21 protein-coding genes, 1 tRNA gene and 1 other annotated feature are annotated in these 22797 nt (G+C 52.5%); of the genes, 20 read left to right on the top strand and 2 right to left on the bottom strand.

All coding sequences use genetic code 11. From position 1 onward, the window contains the following. Position 1 precedes the first annotated feature (1 nt). The 8 genes from NSS79_RS26240 to NSS79_RS26205 all read left to right on the top strand — a co-directional run bounded on the left by NSS79_RS26240 (position 2) and on the right by NSS79_RS26205 (position 7960). On the top strand, positions 2–694 hold the full coding sequence (locus tag NSS79_RS26240; RefSeq protein WP_342440443.1) for a YggS family pyridoxal phosphate-dependent enzyme: 693 nt from the start codon (positions 2–4) through the stop codon (positions 692–694). Continuing rightward, positions 694–1137, top strand: coding sequence for a cell division protein SepF (locus NSS79_RS26235; RefSeq protein WP_038595346.1), 444 nt, complete (start codon positions 694–696; stop codon positions 1135–1137). Before NSS79_RS26240 ends, NSS79_RS26235 begins: the two co-directional genes overlap by 1 nt. Before the next feature lie 7 nt (positions 1138–1144). Continuing rightward, entirely contained in the window at positions 1145–1414 is a 270-nt protein-coding gene (locus tag NSS79_RS26230; RefSeq protein ID WP_342436789.1) for a YggT family protein, read from the top strand. 4 nt (positions 1415–1418) lie between these two features. After that, positions 1419–2201, top strand: coding sequence for a YlmH/Sll1252 family protein (locus NSS79_RS26225; protein WP_342440442.1), 783 nt, complete (start codon positions 1419–1421; stop codon positions 2199–2201). 275 nt (positions 2202–2476) lie between these two features. After that, positions 2477–2962, top strand: a complete 486-nt coding sequence (locus tag NSS79_RS26220; RefSeq protein ID WP_038595344.1) for a DivIVA domain-containing protein — start codon at positions 2477–2479, stop codon at positions 2960–2962. Between the two features lie 126 nt (positions 2963–3088). Next, positions 3089–3367, top strand: a binding site (T-box leader). Between the two features lie 230 nt (positions 3368–3597). Beyond that, on the top strand, positions 3598–3972 hold the full coding sequence (locus NSS79_RS26215; RefSeq protein ID WP_342436788.1) for a hypothetical protein: 375 nt from the start codon (positions 3598–3600) through the stop codon (positions 3970–3972). 190 nt (positions 3973–4162) lie between these two features. After that, positions 4163–7255: an isoleucine--tRNA ligase gene (gene ileS, locus NSS79_RS26210; RefSeq protein ID WP_342436787.1), complete on the top strand. Its 3093-nt coding sequence runs from the start codon at positions 4163–4165 to the stop codon at positions 7253–7255. A gap of 363 nt (positions 7256–7618) precedes the next feature. Continuing rightward, complete coding sequence (locus NSS79_RS26205; RefSeq protein WP_342440441.1) at positions 7619–7960, top strand: DUF5665 domain-containing protein; 342 nt, start codon at positions 7619–7621, stop codon at positions 7958–7960. A gap of 54 nt (positions 7961–8014) precedes the next feature. On the opposite strand, the gene NSS79_RS26200 is transcribed toward NSS79_RS26205, so the two are convergent. Further along, entirely contained in the window at positions 8015–8746 is a 732-nt protein-coding gene (locus NSS79_RS26200) for a TraR/DksA C4-type zinc finger protein (protein WP_342436786.1), read from the bottom strand. A gap of 245 nt (positions 8747–8991) precedes the next feature. Here NSS79_RS26200 and lspA point away from each other — a divergent pair, with 245 nt between their 5' ends. The 3 genes from lspA to NSS79_RS26185 all read left to right on the top strand — a co-directional run bounded on the left by lspA (position 8992) and on the right by NSS79_RS26185 (position 11813). Next, the gene (lspA, locus tag NSS79_RS26195) at positions 8992–9495 is read left to right on the top strand and encodes a signal peptidase II (RefSeq protein ID WP_342440440.1); all 504 of its coding nucleotides are present in this window, start codon (positions 8992–8994) and stop codon (positions 9493–9495) included. Continuing rightward, positions 9488–10462 carry an RluA family pseudouridine synthase gene (locus NSS79_RS26190; protein WP_342436785.1) on the top strand — a complete coding sequence of 325 codons (975 nt, stop codon included), beginning with the start codon at positions 9488–9490 and terminating at the stop codon, positions 10460–10462. The genes lspA and NSS79_RS26190 overlap by 8 nt, the downstream gene beginning before the upstream one ends. A 97-nt stretch (positions 10463–10559) precedes the next feature. After that, positions 10560–11813: an LL-diaminopimelate aminotransferase gene (locus tag NSS79_RS26185; RefSeq protein ID WP_038595334.1), complete on the top strand. Its 1254-nt coding sequence runs from the start codon at positions 10560–10562 to the stop codon at positions 11811–11813. Between the two features lie 63 nt (positions 11814–11876). On the opposite strand, the gene NSS79_RS26180 is transcribed toward NSS79_RS26185, so the two are convergent. Beyond that, positions 11877–12437 (bottom strand): GNAT family N-acetyltransferase, encoded by a 561-nt coding sequence (locus tag NSS79_RS26180; RefSeq protein WP_342436784.1) that lies wholly within the window; start codon positions 12435–12437, stop codon positions 11877–11879. Between the two features lie 871 nt (positions 12438–13308). Between NSS79_RS26180 and pyrR the strand changes: the two genes are divergently transcribed. From pyrR to NSS79_RS26135, 9 genes are all read left to right on the top strand, one after another. Then, positions 13309–13869, top strand: a complete 561-nt coding sequence (gene pyrR / locus NSS79_RS26175) for a bifunctional pyr operon transcriptional regulator/uracil phosphoribosyltransferase PyrR (RefSeq protein ID WP_342436783.1) — start codon at positions 13309–13311, stop codon at positions 13867–13869. 2 nt (positions 13870–13871) lie between these two features. Further along, positions 13872–14780 carry an aspartate carbamoyltransferase catalytic subunit gene (locus tag NSS79_RS26170; RefSeq protein ID WP_342436782.1) on the top strand — a complete coding sequence of 303 codons (909 nt, stop codon included), beginning with the start codon at positions 13872–13874 and terminating at the stop codon, positions 14778–14780. Positions 14781–14899: 119 nt separating this feature from the next. Then, complete coding sequence (locus tag NSS79_RS26165; RefSeq protein ID WP_342440439.1) at positions 14900–16183, top strand: dihydroorotase; 1284 nt, start codon at positions 14900–14902, stop codon at positions 16181–16183. A 130-nt stretch (positions 16184–16313) separates the two neighbouring features. Next, complete coding sequence (gene carA / locus NSS79_RS26160; protein WP_342436781.1) at positions 16314–17492, top strand: glutamine-hydrolyzing carbamoyl-phosphate synthase small subunit; 1179 nt, start codon at positions 16314–16316, stop codon at positions 17490–17492. Position 17493: 1 nt separating this feature from the next. Continuing rightward, on the top strand, positions 17494–20715 hold the full coding sequence (gene carB, locus NSS79_RS26155) for a carbamoyl-phosphate synthase large subunit (protein WP_076109062.1): 3222 nt from the start codon (positions 17494–17496) through the stop codon (positions 20713–20715). Between the two features lie 134 nt (positions 20716–20849). Next, entirely contained in the window at positions 20850–21623 is a 774-nt protein-coding gene (gene pyrF / locus NSS79_RS26150; protein WP_342440438.1) for an orotidine-5'-phosphate decarboxylase, read from the top strand. Then, the gene (gene pyrE / locus NSS79_RS26145) at positions 21620–22261 is read left to right on the top strand and encodes an orotate phosphoribosyltransferase (protein ID WP_342436780.1); all 642 of its coding nucleotides are present in this window, start codon (positions 21620–21622) and stop codon (positions 22259–22261) included. The genes pyrF and pyrE overlap by 4 nt, the downstream gene beginning before the upstream one ends. A gap of 166 nt (positions 22262–22427) precedes the next feature. Beyond that, a complete protein-coding gene (locus NSS79_RS26140) occupies positions 22428–22592 on the top strand; it encodes a hypothetical protein (RefSeq protein ID WP_019909365.1) in 165 nt (54 codons plus the stop codon). An 82-nt stretch (positions 22593–22674) separates the two neighbouring features. Next, a tRNA-Met gene (locus NSS79_RS26135) sits at positions 22675–22751 on the top strand. Positions 22752–22797 lie beyond the last annotated feature (46 nt).

Raw genomic sequence — 22797 nt, 5'->3', positions numbered from 1 at the left:
TTTGACACTGCAAGAAAGAATAGCCGAGGTCGAGGAACGTGTGGAACGGGCTTGCGCGGCAAGCGGCAGGGATGCAAGTGACGTCAAGGTTATCGCAGTGACGAAATATGTATCGCTGGAAACGGTATCCGCTGTGCTGGAAGCGGGTCTTGAGGACATTGCCGAAAGCCGCTGGCAGAACGCCGAACAGAAATGGAACGCCCTGGGCAACAAAGGCACATGGCATTTCATCGGTCATTTGCAGACCAATAAGGTAAAGGACGTTATAGGCAAATTTCAATATATACACTCTTTGGACCGGTTATCACTGGCACAGGAATTGCACAAGAAGGCCGAAGCCGCCGGTATAGACGTAAACGTCTTCCTTCAGGTGAATATCTCGGGAGAAGATACAAAATTTGGTTTATCTGCTGAAGCGGTACCTGGATTTTTGCGTGAAATCGCTCCTCTGCATCGTGTGAAAGTAATCGGCCTTATGACGATGGCGCCTTATGAAGGGGATCCCGAGCTTACCCGCCCGGTCTTTCGCGGACTCCGCGAACTGCGCGATGCGCTCAATCTGCTAGCTTTGACACCTGAGCCTATACAAGAGCTGTCGATGGGAATGTCGAATGATTTTGAAGTGGCGATACAGGAAGGAGCCACCTGGGTGCGCCTGGGAACGGTATTAGTAGGTCATGAGGAGGGAGCTTGATGGGCGTGATGAACCGGTTTATGAGCTTTTTGGGCTTGCAGGAGGAAGAGGAAATTGTGGAGCGGGAGCAGATTTCCCGTGAAGAGGATGAATACGAGCCCGCCCCTGTAGAAAACCGTAAAAACCAGCGGGCCAACGTCGTCAGTATCCATTCGCAAAAAAATGTGAAGGTAGTGCTTTATGAGCCCCGTTCTTATGACGAAGCTCAGGAAATTGCCGACCATCTCCGTTCGCACCGTACGGTCGTAATTAATTTGCAGCGTGTGCGGAATGACCAGGCAATGCGGATTATTGATTTTCTCAGCGGAACTGTTTATGCCCTGGGTGGAGGAATCTCCAAAATTGGGGGCAATATATTTATGTGCACACCGGATACGGTCGAAATTCAAGGTTCCATAACGGAAATTCTGGGTGACGATCAAGACTACAACAGAATGAGGTGAACGGGCTTTGTCCCAAATCGATTTAATTATTAATTTACTTTTCAAGATCTACTACTACATGATTTTCTTCTATATCCTCATGTCCTGGCTGCCCAATGTCCGTGACAATTTCATCGGAGAGCTGCTCGGCAAGCTCGTGGAGCCTTATCTGAGTCCTTTCCGCCGGATTATTCCGCCGCTGTTCGGAACGCTGGATATTTCCCCGATCATTGCGCTGATTGTGCTTCAATTTGCGGAAGGCGGCGTGCACTCCATTGTGGGCCTGCTCTTCCGTTAATGACATGAAGAATGAAATCTATGGTCATTTTCACCCTGACGAACGGCAATTTGTGGACAAGGCCTGGGAATGGGTCACTCATGCAGGAGAGTATCATGAGCTCAAGCTGACTGAATTTCTCGATCCCCGTCAGAGTTATATTCTGCAGAGTCTTGTGAACCGTCATCCCGATGTTGCTGTAAGATGGGAGGGCGGCTCAGAAAATGCTGAGCGGAAACGGGCAATGGTGGCACCAGATTACCGTGACCTTTCAGAAGAAGATATGGAACTCAAGGTGCTTGCCATCACCTCCGGGGAACAGAAGTTTTTGGCTTTGGAGCATGGCGACTATATGGGTTCAATTCTTGGACTGGGCATCAAAAGAGGTAAAATCGGTGATATACATGTGCTTGAGGATGGCTGTCATGTTGTAGTGGCGGCGGATATCGCCAATTTCCTGGACGTGAATTTAACCGGAGTGCACCGGATTAATGTCAGCACAGAGATTCTGCCATTGTCCGGCTTGCGGAGCAGTGAGGTTAAGCTTGAGATCATGGAGTTGACTGTATCTTCCTTACGGCTTGATGGGATCGCTGCGGATGTGACCCGGCTCAGCCGGAGCAAGATACTTGCCCCGATCAAAGCCGGAAGGGTCCGGGTGAACTGGAAGGTGGAGGAAGTCCCCTCCTGTGGACTTAAAGACGGCGATATGGTCTCCATTCAAGGTTTTGGCCGTTTTAAGGTTCTGGAGATCGGAAGTTTGACGAAAAAAGGCCGTTACCGGGTTCAGGTTGGCAAATTTGTCTGAATCGTTTGCAGGAATCCGGATTTGCTTGTCGAAATTCATTATCTCTAGGGAAGCAAACATTTTGAAAGCTGGGCGCCGATACTTGTAGAAGAGGCGGATCCTTAAACGGCATTCGGAATGATAACCAGCCTTATTTTTCTTGCAGAAACACTTGCCGCCTTATTCAGGCAGGCATGTTCGTTTCTTCTTAAAGTACAGTCTTTCTTCTTTGTCTGCCGGGACAAATTATGTTTTTATGGGCATAAGAGGTCCGAAATTTCTAGGAGGTGCACAGCATGCCATTAACGCCGCTCGATATACATAACAAGGAATTCTCCCGGAGAATCCGCGGTTATGATGAAGACGAGGTCAACGAATTTCTGGATCAGGTAATCAAGGATTACGAAAGTGTCATTCGTGAGAACAAGGAGCTGCACAATCAGCTATTGTCTATTCAAGAGCGCCTTGATCATTTTGTGAATATTGAAGAAAGCTTGTCCAAGACAATCATCGTTGCACAGGAAGCGGCAGATGATGTCAAGAACAACTCCAAAAAGGAGTCACAGCTGATTATCAAGGAAGCGGAAAAGAACGCTGACCGGATTATCAACGAAGCGTTATCCAAATCCCGTAAAGTAGCGATTGAAACGGAAGAGTTGCGCAAGCAAGCCTCTATCTACCGCACCCGTTTCCGGACTCTCGTCGAAGCACAGCTTGAACTGCTGTCACAGGATGACTGGAACGCCCTGGAGAGCCGCGAAGTCAGCGAGAACGTGCTTTAACCTTCTAAAATGCTGAGCATATCATGTGAGATGAATATTTCTTGTTTTCCGGCCACAGTTATACCGTGGCTATGAATATTGACATTTTGTCTTAAAACGTCTATAACTAAAACATATCTGTACCATGATCATTCGATGACGGGACAAGTACGATAAGGTTACGTTCTCCAGAGAGTCGGTGTTTGCTGCGAGCCGATTGTTCACACCTTGCCGGAAGATCTTCCCCTAGAAGCTGAGCTGAAGCGTTAATTCGTGCGTAAGTTTAGCCGTCTGCCGGACGTTATCCCGGACCCGCGCGTTTAGATTGTCTGCGCGGAACTGAGATTGTGCTGAATACACTCCCCCTGAGGATGTGCCTGAAGCACAGAATTAGGGTGGTATCGCGAGCGTTGTCTCGCCCCTTGGGGGGCGGGATGGCGCTCGTTTTTGTTGTTGCGGGGCGCGATCCCCCTAAATCCCCCTTTCCAAGGGGGACCCCAAGGGCTGGCCGCCCTCTGGACACCCGCAACAAGGGCATTGTGCAGAGAGTGGCGTCCGCGGACGGGTAGGGATTTGTTCGACGGGGGAGCGGCCCTTCTTAGGCTCCCCTGGCGGGTACGCCTGCGGGGCCTTTCCTGCTCAAGGGCAAAGACGGCTTGCGACGGCTACGCCCCGCCGCGGGGGCAACCCGACCCAGCGCTGCCCTGACGGGATCGCGGGCCGGGGGCCTAAGTCAAGGGCAAGGGCAAGGGCAAGGGCAAGGGCAAGGGCAAGGGCAAGGGCAAGGGCAAGGGCAAGATCAAAGGCAAGAGCAAGATCAAAGGCAAGAACAAGGGCAAGGGCAAAGGCAAAGACGTTTGCGGCGGCTGCGCCCCGCCGCGGGGGCAACCCGGCCCAGCGCTGCCCTGACGGGATCGCGGGCCGGGGGCCCAAGACAAGGCAAGAGCAAGAGCAAAGGCAAGAGCAAAGGCAAGAGCAAAGGCAAAGGCAAGAGCAAACCTTGCGAGCGGGCTGCGCGCCTAGCTGCTTGAGGTAAAGCGGGCCGCTTGCGGCGACAAGCGGGGACTACACCAAAATGAACTCTACATCCGCCTCTCCCTGGAGTTTAGACAATATTCCGGGTGTCCAGAGGGCCGGGGCCCTCGGGGTCCCCCTTGGCTAAGGGGGATTTAGGGGGATCGAGCAGCTTTATAGACTAAACGAAGGAAGGATTGACCAGCAATGCAAAAAGTAGATGTCAGAGAAAAAGCGCGGGCAAGAGATGTCCGCATTCTGAAGAAATGGAGCGATGAGAATACGTTCCGCAGATCCATGGAGAACCGCGAGGGCCGTCCGAACTATGTGTTCTATGAAGGACCTCCGACAGCTAACGGCGTACCGCATATCGGACACGTGCTGGGCCGGGTCATCAAGGATTTCATCGGCCGCTACCAGACGATGAAGGGATACCGCGTAGTCCGCAAAGCAGGCTGGGACACTCACGGCCTGCCGGTTGAACTCGGCGTGCAGAAGAAACTCGGAATCTCCGGCAAGCAGGAAATTGAAGAGTACGGCGTGGAGAAGTTCATCAAAGAGTGCAAAGAGAGCGTGTTCGGCTACGAGAAGCAGTGGCGTGAGTTCACGGAAGCGATCGGTTATTGGACCGATCTGGATAATCCGTATGTGACGCTGGATAATACGTACATCGAAAGCGTGTGGAACATCCTGGCTACGGTGCATGAGAAAGGTCTGATGTACCGCGGACACCGCGTCAGCCCTTACTGTCCAAGCTGCCAGACAACGCTGAGCTCCCATGAAGTGGCGCAGGGCTATAAGACGGTGAAGGACCTCAGTGCAACGGCCAAGTTCAAGCTGGATGGCAGCGGCGACTATGTGCTGGCCTGGACGACCACCCCTTGGACGCTTCCGGCGCATATGGCGCTGGCAATGAACCCGGAGATGGAATATGTCCGTGCGCAGCAGGAAGACGGCGTATACGTGCTGGCCAAGAACCTCGTGGAAGAGGTGCTGAAAGGGGAGTATTCGGTTCTTTCTACGCACAAAGGCTCTGACTTTATCGGTCAAAGCTATACCCCGCCGTTTAACTATATCCAGGCGGAGAAACATAATGTGATCATTGGTGCATCCTTCGTAACGGATTCCAGCGGTACCGGGATCGTGCATATGGCTCCGGCGCATGGTGAGGATGACTATAAGAGCTGCCGCGACAACGGCATCAGCTTTGTCAATGTGGTGGATACTTCCGGTAAATACACTGATGTGGTACGTGATTTTGCCGGACGGTTTGTGAAAGATTGCGATTTAGATATCATCAAGGTGCTGTCCGAAAAAGGGCTGCTGTACAATAAAGAGAAATACGAGCACAGCTATCCGTTCTGCTGGCGCTGCGATTCTCCGCTGCTGTATTATGCGACAGACAGCTGGTTCATCAAAACGACAGCGATCAAAGATCAGCTGATCGCCAACAACAACAGCGTAGACTGGTATCCTGACAATGTGCGCGAAGGCCGCTTCGGCAAGTTCCTGGAAGAACTGGTGGACTGGAATATCAGCCGCAACCGCTACTGGGGCACACCGCTGAATGTTTGGGTTTGCCAGGACACCGGCAAAGAATTTGCGCCGCACAGCATCGCTGAACTCCGCTCGATGGCGATCGGCGAAGTCGCTGAGGATATCGAGCTGCATAAGCCATATGTAGACAACATCAAGCTGCGCAGCCCGTTCAGCGAAGGCGGCGTGATGGTGCGTACATCTGAGGTCATCGACGTATGGTTTGACAGCGGCTCGATGCCGTTTGCCCAAAGCCACTATCCGTTCGAGAATGAAGACAGATTCGCCGACCAGTATCCGGCAGATATGATCTGTGAAGGAATTGACCAGACACGCGGCTGGTTCTACAGCCTGCTTGCGGTATCGACGTTGTTCAAGGGCAAAGCGCCTTACAAGGCAGTTATTGCCCACGGCCACATCTTCGATGAGAACGGCCAAAAAATGTCCAAATCCAAAGGCAACGTCATTGACCCTTGGGAAATCATGAACGAATACGGCACCGATGCTTTCCGCTGGGCGATCCTGTCCGACAGTGCGCCGTGGAATAACAAACGTTTCTCGCGCGGTCTGGTTGGTGAGACCAAATCCAAGGTTGTGGATACGCTGGTCAACACGCATGCGTTCCTGACGCTCTATGCCGGTATTGACGGATACGACCCTGCAGAGCATCCGTTCAAGGTATCCGGGCATAAGCTCGACCGCTGGATTCTCTCCCGCTTGAACAGTCTGATTCTAGTTGTGGAAAAAGGCCTCGCCATCAACGACTTCGTTAATTCGTCCAAAGCGATTGAGAACTTCGTGGATGAACTGAGCAACTGGTATATCCGCCGCTCACGCGACCGGTTCTGGGGAAGCGGGCTTGGCGAAGAGAAGCTGGACGCTTACCGTACGCTGACACATGTGCTGCTCACAACGGCTACGCTGATGGCTCCATTCACACCGATGCTGTCGGAAGATATCTATACCAACCTTGGCGGCGGGGAAAGCGTACATTTGGCGGATTATCCGGCTGCCGACGAGAGTCTGATCGATCTTGAGCTGGAGCGGGATATGGAGAGTGCCAGAGGCATTGTCGAGCTTGCCCGTAACGTGCGCAACGAGACTGGCATCAAGACACGCCAGCCGCTGTCCGAGCTGATCGTTTCCCTGGGCCGCAGCTTTGATGTAACGGATTATGAAGAGATCATCAAGGATGAAATCAATGTCAAGGGAATTGTGCTGGAGAACAGCGACAGCGGGTTTGTTGATTTCACGCTGAAGCTGAACCTGAAGGTAGCCGGTAAAAAATACGGCAAGAGCGTAGGCTTCCTGCAAGGCTACCTGAAAGGGATGGACAGCGACGCTACCCGCAAAGCGGTACAGGACGGCCTGATTGCCATCGTGTCGCCCGAAGGGGAAGAGCTGCAGATTACTGCCGAGGAGCTGCTTGTTGAGAAGCAGGCCAAACCGGGTTTTGCATCAGCCTCCGGTTATGGGCTTACGGTAGCGCTGAATACAGAAATCACTGCTGAACTTGAGCAGGAGGGCTGGGTCCGCGAAATTATCCGTGCAGTGCAGGATTACCGCAAACGCCTGGATCTGGCGATCGAGAAACGGATTGCGCTCACGCTGCAGCTGGATGATGAACTGAAAGCGGCAGTGACTGCTTTTGAACATGTACTGCGTGAAAATGTACTTGTGACTACCGTGGAGTTTGACGGAGCGCATCCATTTGAAACGGTGGATGCCGGCGGCAGATCCATTGGTATCCATATCGGAGCCTAAAGAGAAGCTAAATGCTGATCCCCGTATCGCTTGTCTCCAAATGACATATACTAGCGGCATAAGAAGAAACGTCCAGGCCTTTAGCATAGGGCAGGGGCTTTCAAGATTGACGGTATGTGTACCGCTGATCAGGAAGCCGTTTCTGCGAAAATATGAGGATCTTTACTGAGAACCTTATATTTATGCGCAAAATGACGAGCCCCGTGTTCGGGGAGAGATTGCCTCTCCCCGAACCGGGCTCGTTTATTTTGTGGACGTTAGGGAAGGAGCAGGAGTGTTTTGGAGGGTCGGAAAGAAGGAAGCAAAAGCTCCGGGCAGCAGGGAGAAATCTCCGCCGCAACAGGCGAGGGACCGGATCAGGCGCTGGATTTCAAACGGGAGACTGAAGCGGGAGCAGAGGCCCTTTCCCAGGATGAGAAATTGAGCGCGGTATACCGGCTGACATTGGGGCTGGCCCGGGAGATGGAGAAATCGCGGATTGCTGAATATACACAGCTGCTGCATTCGCCCTGGCGGCTGATCTGGCTGAACATAATATCAGGAATAGCGCGCGGGGTGGGGATTGCCCTCGGATTCACTTTTTTTGCAGCGACGATCATTTATGTACTGCAGATGCTGGGGGCGCTGAATTTGCCGATTATCGGAGATTATATTGCAGATATTGTGCGGATCGTACAGCACCAGCTGGAGCTTAAGACTTTTTAGGGATTAGAGAATCATTGATCTGGCGTGTGTACCTAAAAAAGGAGCAGCACATGGCTACTCCCTTTCTTTTTTAGCGGACGGGTCCAGCAGATAGCTGCCTTCCTCGGTGTCCATATAATGGCGGTAACTGGTTCCTTTGATGATGGTCAAATGGTTCCCGGCGATATCGGTCGCCACAAAGTTCTCCCACGGCTCCACGAAGCCTTCGGTTTCGTCGGCCTCAATCTCCATATCGTTGTAAGAACTGATATCATTGCCTTCGGCCATGGCCGGGGAGTTGGAGCTGCCCCAGCTTTCGACGATCTGCCAGGCATCTTCGCCGTCAAAACCGTTTTGCTCATCGCGTTCGTCAAGGCTAGTGCGTCCAAAAGGCGGGGACAGCAGCTCTTCTTCGACCGGCCGGGTAAACGGCGCGTTCTGGCGTGGGGCATGCTCCTTGCTGTATCTGGTGGATGGAATGGCTGAGAGGCGCTCATATGGAATCGGATCGCCGCTGGCGATACAAATCCCGTAGGTGCCTTCATCCATGGCCTGCAGAGCGGCTTCGATATCGTCCAATTCATGCTCGTCGCGTTCCAGCAGGGAAATATCTATCGAGCGGTTATACAGCTCAGTGGCGGCATCGCCGGGATGGTTGTCGATTTCGGACAATTCCCCGGTTGTATCGCGCATGGCTTCCTGCAGACCGTAATGCTCGTTATTTTGCAGCCTGTGGCGGATTTCCTCCTGCTGCAGCAGCAGCGCTGCCCGCAGCTGCGAGAGCTGCTGTGATGTCAGATGGCTCATAGGCGAGTGCTCCTTTCAGATGCTTTTGTCATAACGTACGCTTCCCGGCATTCCTGCCGGTTCGTTCTTTGATAGCTTGACCGGAGAAGCGTCTTTTTAGCGATGGTAAATAGTCCCCCGGCCTTAAAAGGGTTATACGGTCCGCAATAGACGGCTTCTTGAGGCCTGTGCTACAATATACAAGTCTTTATTCAGTATTTGTACCGCTATAACGCGGGAAAAATAAGAACGGAGTGACAACTTCTGTGGTGTACTATCTGATTGCGCTAATTGTGTTTTTGATTGACCAGGGTACCAAATATGTAATTGCTACCCGGCTGGAGCTCGGCGAGCAGATTCCGGTCATAAACGACTTCTTCATTATTACCTCCCACCGCAATAGTGGAGCCGCTTTCGGAATTCTTGAAGGACAGCAATGGTTTTTCTTTATAGTTACGGTTGTTGTTGTCGTCGGAATTGTCTGGTATATGAACAAGGCCAAAGCCGCGCGGAAGCTGCTTCCTACCGCTCTGGCATTGGTGCTGGGCGGAGCTATAGGCAACTTTTTGGACCGGATGCTGAACGGTGAGGTTGTTGACTTCCTGATGTTCAACTTCGGGAGCTACACCTTCCCTATTTTTAATGTCGCCGACTCCTGCATCGTGATTGGGGTTGGACTGATTATTCTCGATACGCTGCTGGATATGAAGAGCGGAGACGAAATCATCGAAGTTAAGGAATCAAAGGAAGTAAAAGAAGGGAATGAATGATTTGAACAAGGACGTCAATCAGCAGGCAGGTACAATTGCCTACGAAGAAGAAAGGGACGTCACGGAGTGGATTGTTTCCGGAGAGAATGCCCGTGAGCGGGTTGATAAATATATTACGGAGGCCTGGGAAGATGAAATTTCACGCTCTCAGGTACAGCTGTGGATCAGCAGCGGACATGTTAAGGTAAACGGTTCTCCGGTTAAGGCCAACTATAAGCTGAATGAAGGCGATGTTATCGCTGTTACAGTTCCAGAGGCTGAAGTTACCGATCTGATTGCGGAGGATATTCCGCTTGAAGTAGTCTATGAGGACAGCGATGTTATTGTAATAAATAAGCCGCGTGGCATGGTTGTGCATCCGGCAGCAGGGCATCCGTCCGGTACACTGGTCAATGCGCTGATGTTTCATTGCAAAGATCTGTCCGGCATCAATGGCGAGATTCGTCCCGGGATTGTACACCGCATTGATAAAGATACTTCCGGTCTGATTATGGCAGCCAAAAATGATGCCAGTCATGCTTCACTCGCTGCCCAGCTCAAAGAGCACAGTGTAACACGCCGCTACATCGCAGTGGTGCATGGTAACCTGGCCCATAGCCATGGAACCGTAGACGCTCCGATTGGCCGTGACCCGCATGACCGCAAGCTGTACACGGTAACCGAGAAAAACAGCAAACGTTCCGTGACCCATTTTACCGTGCTGGAACGCTTTGGCGACTGCACACTGCTGGAACTGCAGCTGGAGACCGGACGGACGCATCAGATCCGCGTGCACATGAAGTTTATCGGACATCCGCTGGTCGGCGATCCGGTATACGGGCGCAGCAAGGGGATTATGATGAACGGACAGGCTCTGCATGCTGCCGTACTGGGCTTTAAGCATCCTTCCACAGGTGAGTATATGGAGTTCAGCAGACCGATTCCGGCAGATATGAAAGAAGTGCTGTTTACGCTGCGCAGCAGATAAGTACAAATGAAGTGATCATAAATCCATGGTTTTGGAGACAATTTTGCTTCATATTTAATGATATATTTAATAATAGCCAGGAGATGAGAACAAAATTATGAGTATCGAACAGTATCAAGAGACTTTCATTCAGACTAATTTTGCGGACCGCATCGGCGGTGCGAATTACGGCAAAGATACAGCCATTTACAAATTCGAGAAAATCAAACGCGCCAAAGCATCGGCGAAACAGGATTTTCCTAATATTGAATTGATTGATATGGGCGTCGGCGAACCTGACGAGATGGCGGATGAAGGCATTGTTGCAAGACTTGCCATTGAAGCAGCCAAAGAAGAAAACCGCGGCTATTCCGATAACGGAATTCCTGAATTCAAAGCTGCCGCTGCAGCTTACCTGAAGGATGTATTTCGTGTAGAGGGGATCGACCCTGTAAACGAGGTTGTGCATTCCATCGGCTCGAAGCCGGCTTTGGCCATGCTGCCATCCTGCTTCATCAATCCGGGTGACATCACCATTATGACGGTTCCGGGTTATCCGGTACTGGGTACTCACACCAAATATTTGGGTGGACAAGTCTATACGGTGGAACTCAAGAGAGAGAATAACTTTCTGCCTGATCTGAATTCTATTCCGGAAGATATCGCCCGCAAAGCGAAGCTGCTCTACCTGAACTATCCGAATAACCCTACGGGTGCCAGCGCAACTCCTGAATTTTTCAGCGCCGTTGTAGACTGGGCCAAAAAATACAACGTCGTAGTTATCCATGACGCTCCGTATGCAGCGCTGACTTATGACGGTGTGAAGCCGCTGAGCTTCCTGTCCGTACCCGGCGCGAAGGATGTCGGCGTAGAACTGCACTCGCTCTCCAAGTCTTACAACATGACAGGCTGGAGAATCGGGTTCGTTGCCGGCAACCCGCTGGTCGTGAAAGCATTCAGCGATGTGAAGGACAACAATGACTCCGGCCAGTTCATCGCGATTCAAAAGGCTGCCGCCTACGGTCTGGAACACCCTGAGATCACTGAAGCGATAGCTGCCAAGTATTCCCGCCGCCACAATATGCTGGTGGACGCGTTGAACAGCCTGGGCTTCAAAGCAGAGAAACCAAAAGGTTCTTTCTTCCTTTATGTAGCTGCACCAAAAGGTGTCAAAGGCGGACGCCGTTTCGAATCCGGCGAAGATTTCTCGCAGTTCCTGATCCGCGAGAAGCTGATCTCCACCGTGCCTTGGGATGATGCAGGTCCATTCGTACGTTTCTCCGTGACCTTTATCGCCAAAGGTGAAGAGGAAGAGAAACGTGTAATCTCCGAAATTCAAAGACGCCTCAGCGACGTTGAATTCGAATTCTAAAATAACGGGCAACTAAGAAGCCGCCGCAGAGAAATCTGCGGCGGCTTCTTAGTTGCAGCATGCTCAGGATAGGCGGTAACAATTTCTGTGAAAATTGTTAATATAACGGAATAAAGACTCCCCGTTATCTTCGACAGCAACCCCCTGCTTCAGCGGGCGCAGCATTGCCTGGTACGGCTCCGGCACCCAAATATATTGATGGATATACGGTGTCAGCTTGAAACCTTTCCGTTCCCAGAAATGAATACGCTCAAGATGCGCAGCTGTGTTTCCGGCTTCCACTTCAATGATGATTCCACCGGCGTTATGCACTTGTTCAGCCCAGTGAATGATTTTTTCCAGAAACAATGAGCCAAGGCCTTCTCCGCGCGACTTCTTGGCAACTGCCAGATAGTCAATGATAAGCCGCTTGTCGGCCGTCCCTCCGACGATCCCGGTTACAGCCATCGCTACAACTTGTCCATCAGCTAGGCCTGCATGCAAATACGCTATTCCTCTGTCCAGCATATTGTGAAGTATTCCTGCCGGTTTGGCCCCGCTGGGAAAAGCCTCCCGGTACATGGGTTCAATTAACCCCCACAAGCTATCATTCCAATGCGCAGCTGTGATAAATTCCAGTTCCATTATCAGTCGCCTCCGGTCTTCATCATATCAGAGCGGAAGCAGGGAGGTAAAACAAGTAGAGGGTAAGCCGGCAGTTTATTAGTTTCTCGGTCATGAGATGCAAACTATATGAATGGAAAATGATCTAATGGTCTTGATCATCATCAGCTTATGAAACAAGCTGGCGTTCTTTTTTGCTTCTTACTTTTAAACTGAAAAATTTCACGTTTAGGTGGAAGCTGCGGAGGGAATTTTGGAACTGTAGGAGCGAATGCGTCCCTTTAGGTTTGGATTTCTACCGCTATATAAAATGAACTAAATAACTACACAAAAGGGCAAAAGTAGCGGAGGGGAATTTTGGAACTGTAGGAGCGAATGCGTCCGCCTTTGTCACCGGATTTCCACCGCATATAGCGGGTAAAATCAAGAAATCTGGTGACAACAGCGGCCGGAAGTCCAAATATTCACCGTAGTTACGTCCTCGACCAAATGGGTAAATCTTAAATTAAATCTATATAGTAGCGGTATCAATCAAGGAATCCAAACCTAACAGCGGCCGAAAGTCCAAACATTCCCGCAGTCTGCGTCCCCTCACCTATATAATCTAATATTTTCAGTTCCACTCTCTCCCATTTGACACAAGCCATGACTTCTGTCATAATTCTGTTAAATGAATATGCGCCTTTAATTCAGTCCCGTGAGGCTGGCAAGGTAACGTGAATCGAGGTTCGCGACTTAAGGAAGGAATCCGTATGAGTACGGAGGGTCTTTTTATGCGCGCGGACACGCCATCTTTTTGAATCTGCGGATTTCACTCCTTGCCTGCTTTGGGCAAGGAGTTTTTTGATTTCCGGGAGCTTGAACGGGCGTACAAGCAGGAGGATGACGGATTATGGTTACTGAGAAAAATGTCATTATGGATGAAACGGCAATTCGCCGCGCACTGTCGCGCATTGCCCATGAGATTTTGGAGAAAAACAAAGGTATCGAGAATTGTCTGCTGGTAGGCATCCGGACACGCGGCATTTACCTGGCCCAGCGGATCGCAGAACGTATCAAGGAAATTGAAGGTGTTGATATTCCTTACGGCGAGCTGGACATCACACATTACCGCGATGACCGCGAAGAGATGGACCGGGCGGTAGTGAAGAGCTACCTGACCCTGCCGGAAGGCAGCAGCGGGATCCACGACAAAAAAGTGATTTTGTTCGACGATGTGCTGTACACCGGACGCACGATCCGCGCGGCGATGGATGCCCTGATGGATTGCGGACGGCCAAGGATGATCCAACTCGCTGTACTGGCTGACCGTGGACATCGGGAGCTTCCGATCCGTCCGGACTACATCGGCAAGAACGTACCTACCTCCAGGCATGAGCAGATCGAAGTGGCGCTGACCGAATTCGACGGCAAGGATGAAGTTTACATTATTTCAAACCGGGAGGAACGATAACAATGATGACGGCAACCAAGGTGAAGGAACGCAGTCTGCTGGGGATTAAAGAGCTGGACAGCTCGGAAATCCGTGAGCTATTGGAGAGAACAGCGTACTGGGACAATCAGGCGGAGAAGCTGACCCCGGTACTGAGATCACATTTTGTTGCCAACATGTTTTTTGAGAACAGCACGCGTACCCGCTTTTCCTTCGAAATGGCCGAAAAACGCCTTGGCGTTCAGGTGCTGAATTTCACGGCTGCGGCTTCCAGTGTAGAAAAAGGCGAGTCGATCTACGATACAGTACGCACACTGGAATCAATGGGGATCGATGCCGGAGTTGTGCGTTTGAAGCCTGCGGGCGTGCTGCAGCAGCTGGCCGAGAAGGTGTCCATTCCGCTGATCAATGCCGGAGACGGCAATAATGAGCATCCGACGCAAGCGTTGCTGGACCTGTATACAATGAGCAAAAATTTTGGCGGGCTGAAGGGCCTCAAAGTTTCGATTATAGGGGATATTATGCATAGCCGGGTTGCACGCTCGAACCTCTGGGGACTGACAAAGATGGGGGCCAAGGTGCAGTTCTGCGCACCGGAGAATATGCAGGCGCCGGAACTTGCTGCCTACGCTCCTTATGTGAGTATGGAAGAAGCGCTTAAGGCTGATGTAGTCATGATGCTGCGGGTTCAGCTTGAGCGCCATGCATCCGGCATACTGCTGTCTGCCGAGGAATACCGGAAACAGTATGGATTGACGGAAGAACGGGCGGCCCTGCTCGATAAGAACACGATCATTATGCATCCGGCTCCGGTGAACCGCAACGTAGAGATTGATGACGCAGTGGTCGAAAGCAGCCAATCACGGATTTTCCCGCAGATGTCCAACGGCGTGCCTGTACGGATGGCTGTAATGGAGAGAGCCCTTCAATAGCAACTCTTCAAGTTAAAAAAAGCCGACATAAATATACTAATAAATATACACAAAGTTGAATTTTTATTATATAATAATCAGAGAGCTTGCGGCTGCGGCCTGCAGGTAAAAGGAGAATCATAACCGTGATCATTAGAAACGCCAGCGTGCTCAACCAGGAAGGCGAGTTAGAGATCAGACATATCGTAGTTCAGGACGGCGTAATTTCCGCAATTGAGAGTAATCTGGATGCGCTCGACGAATCTGCTGAAATCATAGAAGCCGAAGGCAAACTGCTGATCCCGGGACTGATTGATATGCATGTGCATCTCCGCGAGCCTGGCTTTGAGCATAAAGAAACGGTAGAAACCGGAGCACGTTCGGCTGCCAAGGGCGGATTTACTACCATCGCCTGCATGCCGAATACACGCCCGGTAACGGACAGCCCGGAAATCGTACAGTTTGTGAAGGATAAAGCGCGCGAAGCCGGACTGGTGAAGGTGCTCCCTTATGCGGCGATTACGAAAAATGAGCTGGGACGCGAGCTGACCGATTTTGCCGCACTTAAGGAAGCTGGAGCCATTGGTTTCACGGACGACGGAGTAGGCGTACAGACTGCCCAGATGATGAAGGATGCCATGAAATTGGCTGCCGGGCTGGATATGCCTGTAATCGCGCATTGCGAGGACGATTCGCTGGTTGAGGGCTGTGCGGTCAACGAAGGCAAGTTTGCAACCGCGCATGGCCTCAAAGGTATTCCGAACGAGTCGGAAGCGATCCATGTCGGACGCGATATTCTGCTGGCTGAAGCAACCGGCGTTCACTATCATGTCTGCCATGTCAGCACGGAACAATCGGTGCGGCTGATCCGCCAGGCCAAGCAAATCGGCATCAAGGTGACCGCGGAGGTATGCCCGCATCATCTGCTGCTGTCGGAGGAAGACATTCCGGGCATGGATGCCAATTGGAAAATGAACCCGCCGCTGCGTTCGCGCCGCGACGTGGAGGCCTGCATTGAGGGTCTGCTTGACGGGACGCTGGATATCATCGTGACCGATCATGCACCGCACAGCGAGGAAGAAAAAGCGAAAGGCATGCAGCTTGCACCGTTTGGCATTGTCGGATTTGAGACAGCATTCCCGCTGCTCTACACCGCTTTTGTGGCAACCGGCAAATGGGATCTGTCCCTGCTGGTGCAGCGGATGACCGCTGATCCGGCCCGGGTGTTCCGGCTGAATACAGGCCATCTCACGGTTGGGGCGCCTGCCGATTTGACGCTGATCGACCTCAAGGAGGAGCAGGAAGTAGATCCGGCTTCATTTGCCAGCAAAGGACGCAATACTCCTTTTGCCGGATGGAAGCTTAAAGGCTGGCCGGTTATGACATGGGTAGACGGCACAGCGGTATGGACTAAAGCTAATTAATGAACTGGTGGAGCGAAGCTGCCGGCTGTATGGGGCAAGGTGAACATGCGGCGGCATTTTGGCGCGTTACACTCCGCTAATGATGCAAGGCATAGAATCAGACTACAGAAACAAGAAGGAGTGGATGGGAATGCAGGCGAGATTGCTGCTACAGGACGGAACGCTGTTTACAGGCACCGCATTTGGCGCTGAAGGCGAAAAGACGGGCGAGGTTGTTTTCAACACAGGAATTACGGGATATCAGGAGGTGCTGTCGGACCCTTCGTACTGCGGGCAAATCGTCACCATGACTTATCCGCTGATCGGAAATTACGGCATTACCCGCGATGATTTCGAATCTGTGCGTCCTTTCGTACACGGCTTTGTTGTACGCCGCCATGAGGAAGTGCCAAGCAACTGGCGCGCCGAATACAGCGTGGATGACCTGCTGAAGGAATATGGCATTCCCGGAATCAGCGAGATCGACACGCGGATGCTGACCCGCATTATCCGCCACCACGGCACGATGAAGGCCATTCTAACCACTTCCAACAAACGTGTGGAAGAGCTCATGGAAATGATGGGCGACACGACCATTGAAGAGCTGCGCAATCAGGTAGCCCGGACATCTACAACCAAAACGTACAGCAGCCCGGGGAGCAAAGAACGGATCGTGCTGGTCGATTATGGCGCGAAGACCGGTATCCTGCGCGAACTGAACAACCGCGGCTGTGATGTTGTAGTCGTGCCGCATGATGTGACTGCAGATGAGATCCGCCGCCTGAACCCGGATGGCATTCAGCTCTCCAACGGCCCTGGGGACCCTAAAGACGTGCCGTATGCCGTCAACACGATCTCCGAGCTGCTCGGCGAATACCCGATCTTCGGCATCTGCCTGGGTCACCAATTGTTCGCCCTGGCTTGCGGCGCCGACACAGAGAAGCTTAAATTCGGCCACCGCGGCGGGAACCACCCGGTTAAGGAATTGGAGAGCGGACGCTGCTTCATTACCTCGCAGAACCATGGCTACACAGTCAACGAGGATTCAGTTGTCAATACCGAGCTTGAGGTTACGCATATCAACAACAATGACAAGACAGTCGAAGGACTCAAACATACCCGCTACCCCGCATTTTCGGTGCAGTACCATCCGGAAGCGGCCCCGGGACCGCATGACAGCAGCTATCTGTTTGACCGTTTCCTGGAAATGATTGCTGATCACAAAGCGAAGATGCCAGCAGGCTCACGCCAGGCCCAGCTTGCCGCAAATGCCAGAATCACGGCACCCCAACCCAAAGCACAGCTTGAAGCCGTGAAAGGAGCTCTATAACATGCCAAAGAACGATAAACTTAAAAAGATTCTCGTCATCGGCTCCGGCCCGATTGTCATCGGCCAGGCTGCCGAGTTTGACTATGCAGGAACACAGGCCTGCCAGGCGCTAAAAGAAGAAGGCGTGGAGGTTGTGCTGATCAACAGCAACCCGGCCACGATCATGACCGATACCAATATGGCCGACAAGGTATACATCGAGCCGATTACACTTGAGTTTGTTACGGCGATTATCCGCCAGGAACGCCCGGATGGCCTGCTGCCGACACTGGGCGGACAGACCGGCCTGAACATGGCCGTGGAACTGGCCCGCGCAGGTGTGCTGCAGTCGGAGAATGTGAAGCTGCTGGGCACACAGCTGGAATCCATCGAGAAAGCAGAAGACCGGGATTTGTTCCGCGAGCTGATGCGGGAGCTGGATCAGCCGGTACCGGAGAGCACAATTATCACGACTGTGGAAGAAGCGATGGGTTTTGCCGCAGGAATCGGCTACCCGTTGATCGTTCGTCCGGCCTATACGCTCGGTGGAACCGGCGGCGGCATTTGCGACAACGAGGAAGAGCTGCGTGAAACCGTCAAAGCGGGTATCCGTTACAGCCCGATCGGTCAATGTCTGGTGGAGAAAAGCATCGCAGGTATGAAGGAAGTTGAATATGAGGTTATGCGGGACGCGAACGACAACTGTATCGTTGTCTGCAACATGGAGAACTTTGATCCTGTCGGCGTACATACAGGCGACAGTATCGTTGTGGCACCAAGCCAGACGTTGTCCGACCGCGAATACCAAATGCTGCGCAGCGCGTCACTTAAGATCATCCGCGCGCTGAATATCGAAGGCGGCTGCAACGTGCAGTTCGCGCTTGATCCGCAAAGCTATCAATATTATGTCATTGAAGTAAATCCCCGGGTCAGCCGCTCCTCGGCGCTGGCGTCGAAGGCGACCGGTTACCCGATTGCCAAAATGGCAGCCAAAATCGCTCTCGGCTACACCCTGGATGAAATCGTTAACCCGGTTACAGGACAGACATACGCCTGCTTCGAGCCGACACTGGACTATATCGTCAGCAAAATTCCGCGTTGGCCGTTTGACAAGTTCACATCGGCGAACCGTAAACTGGGCACGCAGATGAAAGCGACCGGCGAAGTCATGGCGATTGGCCGTACCTTTGAAGAGTCGATTCATAAAGCAGTCCGTTCCCTGGAAATCGGTGTCCACCGTTTCCGCCTGCCGGGCGCAGAGCAGCTGGAAGACAGCGTGCTGCGGGGTCGTCTTGCCAAAGCGGATGACGAGCGGCTGTTCCTGATCGCGGAAGCGTTCCGCCGCGGCTACGGCCTGCAGGAGATTCAGGATATCACCAGCATTGATTGGTGGTTCCTGTCCAAGATTGAAGGCCTGGTGAACTTCGAGGATGTGCTGCGCAGCGAAGAGACGCTGAGTGCCGAAACCTTGTATCAAGCGAAACGCAAAGGGTTCACTGACCGGGCAATTGCCGAGATCCGGGCGGAAGGCCGGCCGGGCGGAGCTCAGACGAAGGAAGTGGATGTTCGTGCTATGCGCCTTGCGCAGGGACTAACTCCAGTCTTCAAAATGGTAGATACATGCGCGGCTGAGTTCGAAGCCTCCACACCTTACTACTACTCCACTTATGAGACGGAGAATGAGGTTATCCATTCCGACAAGCAGAAGGTCATCGTGCTCGGGTCCGGACCTATCCGGATCGGTCAGGGGATTGAATTCGATTATAGTACCGTACATGCGGTCTGGGCGATCCAGAAAGCCGGCTATGAAGCTGTAATCATCAACAACAACCCTGAAACGGTATCGACCGATTTCAACACCTCGGACCGGCTCTATTTTGAACCGTTGTTCTTCGAGGATGTCATGAATGTCATCACCCAGGAGAATCCGATTGGCGTTATCGTCCAGTTCGGAGGACAAACTGCCATTAACCTTGCTGCGCCGCTGGCTGCAGCCGGTGTAAATATTCTCGGCACCAGTCTGGAAAGCATCGACGAAGCTGAAAACCGCAAGAAATTCGAAGCGCTTCTGGCCCGTCTGAATATTGCACAACCTAAAGGCAAGACGGTAACCGATGTGAGTCAAGCCGTAGAAACAGCGCAATCGCTGGGGTATCCGGTACTTGTACGTCCTTCCTATGTACTGGGCGGCCGTGCAATGGAGATTGTCTACAACGATGCGGAATTGCTGAGCTACATGGTTGAAGCGGTGAAGGTGAATCCGGAGCATCCGGTGCTGATCGACCGCTACATGCTGGGCAAAGAGGTCGAAGTTGACGCGATTTGTGACGGCGAGACCGTAGTCATCCCTGGTATTATGGAGCATGTAGAACGTGCGGGTGTCCACTCCGGTGACTCCATCGCTGTCTACCCGCCGCAATATCTGGATGAAGGCCTGAAGCAGAAAATAAGCGAAATCACCATCAAGATTGCCAAGGAACTGAAAACGATTGGCCTTGTCAACATCCAGTTCGTCATTTACCAGAATGAAGTATATGTGATCGAAGTGAATCCGCGCTCTTCGCGTACGGTTCCTTTCCTGAGCAAGGTAACCGGCATTCCTATGGCCCATCTGGCTACTAAGATCATTCTCGGCGGCAAGCTGAAAGACGATGGCTACACCGAAGGCCTCTGGCCGGAAAGCGACTATGTGTCGGTAAAAGTGCCGGTGTTCTCTTTTGCCAAGCTGCGCAGAGTAGAGCCTACCTTAGGACCGGAAATGAAATCGACCGGCGAAGTCATGGGCCGCGACAAGCTGTATGCCAAAGCGCTATATAAAGGTCTGATCGGAGCAGGCATGAAAATTCCGGCAACCGGAGCAATCATCGTTACGGTAGCGGACAAAGACAAAGCTGAGGCAGTTGAGCTGATGAAGGGCTTCCACGCCATGGGCTACAAAATCATTGCCACCGGCGGTACGGCTCAAGCCCTTGAACAGGCAGGCCTGAACGTGATGAACGTCAACAAGCTGGATGAAGGAGAGCCGACGATCCTTGATCTGATCCGCGGTGGTCAGGCCAACTTCGTCTTCAATACGCTGACTAAAGGCAAAACCCCTGAACGTGACGGCTTCCGCATCCGCCGTGAAGCGGTAGAGAACGGTGTCGTATGTATGACCTCACTGGATACGGTAACGGCGCTGCTGATCATGCTGCAGACTATCAACTTCTCGTCGCAGTCCATGCCAGCTTTTGTCGGACAATAACCTATAGATGTATGAGCAGCCCTTTCGGGCATGCCACAGGAACGGTTTGCGTTATCGCAGACCGTTCCGCTATGCCCGGGGACCCGGTAACCGTTAAAAAATGACCAAAGGAGCTGAACCATACCGTGAAACAGATGGACCCACAGCAGCTTGAACACGAGAATATCGGAGAAATTACCAGACGGGATGAAATGGCTGGGCGGCTGATGATTGCCCTGGATTATCCTGATGCAGCGCAAGCGAGGCTGCTCATTGAGAAGCTGGAAGGTATTCCTTGTTACATGAAGGTTGGAATGCAGCTGTTCTATGCAGCCGGACCAGACTTCATCAGAGAACTGAAGGCCCGCGGTTATTCCGTGTTCGTCGATGTCAAAATGCATGATATCCCCAATACGGTGCGGGGTGGGGCGGAGAGCCTTACGATGCTCGGTGTGGATATGTTCAACGTACACGCCTCCGGCGGCTCAGCCATGATGGCTGCAGCGCTGGACGGGGCTGCCCAGGCGGTCAGCCTGCACCCGTCGCTGAGAATGCCGCTGATTATCGCAGTGACACAGCTCACCAGCACCAGTGAGGCAGTGATGAACAGCGAGATTGGCATTGCCGGGAATGTAGCGGACACTGTGGTGCGCTACGCCAAGCTGGCGGCTGGAGCCGGCCTGCACGGCGTGGTAGCTTCACCGCAGGAGTCGGCGGCGATCTCTGCTGCGTGCGGACCGGAGTTCCGCACGGTTACCCCGGGTATTCGTCCGGCAGGATCTTCCCTGGACGATCAGTCCCGGGTGATGACGCCGGGACAAGCCATCTGGCAAGGCAGCCACTACCTTGTAGTGGGCCGGCCTATTACGGCTGCGGCGGATCCGCGCGCAGCCGCACTATCTATTATTGAGGAGATGACTCAAGCATGAGCACATTATCGAATACAAGCCAGCAAGTCGCCAGCTATCTGCTGGAGATTGGGGCAGTGGCGCTGCGTCCGCAGGAGCCTTTTACCTGGACCTCCGGCATCAAGTCGCCGATCTATTGCGACAATCGCCTGACCTTATCTTTCCCGGCAGTGCGCGGCTACATTGCCGCTGGCTTTGCAGAGCTGATCAGAGCCAGCTACCCGGACGCTGAAGTGATTGCGGGCACAGCAACTGCGGGTATTCCGCATGCGGCCTGGGTGGCCGACAAGCTGGATTTGCCGATGGCCTATATCCGTGACAAAGCGAAAGGCCACGGCAAGCAGAACCAGATCGAAGGCATTATCTCTCCCGGACAGAAGGTTATTGTGATCGAGGACCTGATTTCTACCGGCGGCAGCTCCATTAAGGCGGCGCAGGCCGTACAGGAGGCCGGAGGAGAGGTGCTGGCCGTGCTGGCCATCTTCAGCTATGAGCTGGACCGGGCCACTGAGGCATTTGCGGCAGCAGGTGTGCCGCTGCAAAGCTTGTCCAACTACAGCACATTGATTGATGTAGCACTGAGTCAAGGCACAATCGCTGACACCGATGTAGCGCTGCTGCAGTCCTGGCGCAAAGATCCGGCCTCGTTCGGCGTATAGCAGAATTGTATCCGGCAATGTTTCTCAGGCCCTCACCGCAAGGTGAGGGCCTTGCTGTTTTTTTATTGGCGGATGCCGTATTCGGCGGCTTATATTTTAAAAACTGGGCATGATAACTTCAGGGAAGGAAGACATCCATTATCGTAACAAAGGAGAAGAAGGCATCATGAACTGGATATACTTCGCGAAGCTGTTCAGGACGAGATTTCAAGCAGGCTGCCTGGCCAAGAGGCTGGAGCAGGACGGTTGGATTTACGGCTATCATGATCCGCGATTTGTGGAAATTTATCGCTCCCGCAAGGGCCGCTACGGGGTGCGTTTCCTGCCCTGAATAAATTAACAAAATCATCCTTGACTTTAGTGCCTGTTATATTGTATATTAACTATTGTCGCTGTTTGAATATGATTACTGACGCGGGGTGGAGCAGCCCGGTAGCTCGTCGGGCTCATAACCCGAAGGCCGCAGGTTCAAATCCTGCCCCCGCAACCAATTTATTTTCCTACAGCCATTGTATATCATACGGATACTTTAGATC

The organism is Paenibacillus sp. FSL L8-0436 (genome assembly GCF_038593025.1).
Classification (GTDB): Bacteria; Bacillota; Bacilli; order Paenibacillales; family Paenibacillaceae; genus Paenibacillus_AQ.
Note: the sequence above shows the minus strand (reverse complement) of the source record. Positions and strands in the feature narration are given on the sequence as shown.

Bases quoted from the DNA above. Each gene is read 5' to 3' on its own strand.
- NSS79_RS26190 (WP_342436785.1), top strand. From the start codon at position 9,488: ATGAATGATTTGAACAAGGACGTCAATCAGCAGGCAGGTACAATTGCC.
- NSS79_RS26235 (WP_038595346.1), top strand. From the start codon at position 694: ATGGGCGTGATGAACCGGTTTATGAGCTTTTTGGGCTTGCAGGAGGAA.
- NSS79_RS26170 (WP_342436782.1), top strand. From the start codon at position 13,872: ATGATGACGGCAACCAAGGTGAAGGAACGCAGTCTGCTGGGGATTAAA.
- NSS79_RS26140 (WP_019909365.1), top strand. From the start codon at position 22,428: ATGAACTGGATATACTTCGCGAAGCTGTTCAGGACGAGATTTCAAGCA.
- NSS79_RS26225 (WP_342440442.1), top strand. From the start codon at position 1,419: ATGAAGAATGAAATCTATGGTCATTTTCACCCTGACGAACGGCAATTT.
- carB (WP_076109062.1), top strand. From the start codon at position 17,494: ATGCCAAAGAACGATAAACTTAAAAAGATTCTCGTCATCGGCTCCGGC.
- NSS79_RS26180 (WP_342436784.1), bottom strand. From the start codon at position 12,437: ATGGAACTGGAATTTATCACAGCTGCGCATTGGAATGATAGCTTGTGG.
- ileS (WP_342436787.1), top strand. From the start codon at position 4,163: ATGCAAAAAGTAGATGTCAGAGAAAAAGCGCGGGCAAGAGATGTCCGC.
- NSS79_RS26185 (WP_038595334.1), top strand. From the start codon at position 10,560: ATGAGTATCGAACAGTATCAAGAGACTTTCATTCAGACTAATTTTGCG.
- carA (WP_342436781.1), top strand. From the start codon at position 16,314: ATGCAGGCGAGATTGCTGCTACAGGACGGAACGCTGTTTACAGGCACC.
- pyrE (WP_342436780.1), top strand. From the start codon at position 21,620: ATGAGCACATTATCGAATACAAGCCAGCAAGTCGCCAGCTATCTGCTG.
- pyrR (WP_342436783.1), top strand. From the start codon at position 13,309: ATGGTTACTGAGAAAAATGTCATTATGGATGAAACGGCAATTCGCCGC.
- NSS79_RS26200 (WP_342436786.1), bottom strand. From the start codon at position 8,746: ATGAGCCATCTGACATCACAGCAGCTCTCGCAGCTGCGGGCAGCGCTG.
- pyrF (WP_342440438.1), top strand. From the start codon at position 20,850: ATGGACCCACAGCAGCTTGAACACGAGAATATCGGAGAAATTACCAGA.
- NSS79_RS26220 (WP_038595344.1), top strand. From the start codon at position 2,477: ATGCCATTAACGCCGCTCGATATACATAACAAGGAATTCTCCCGGAGA.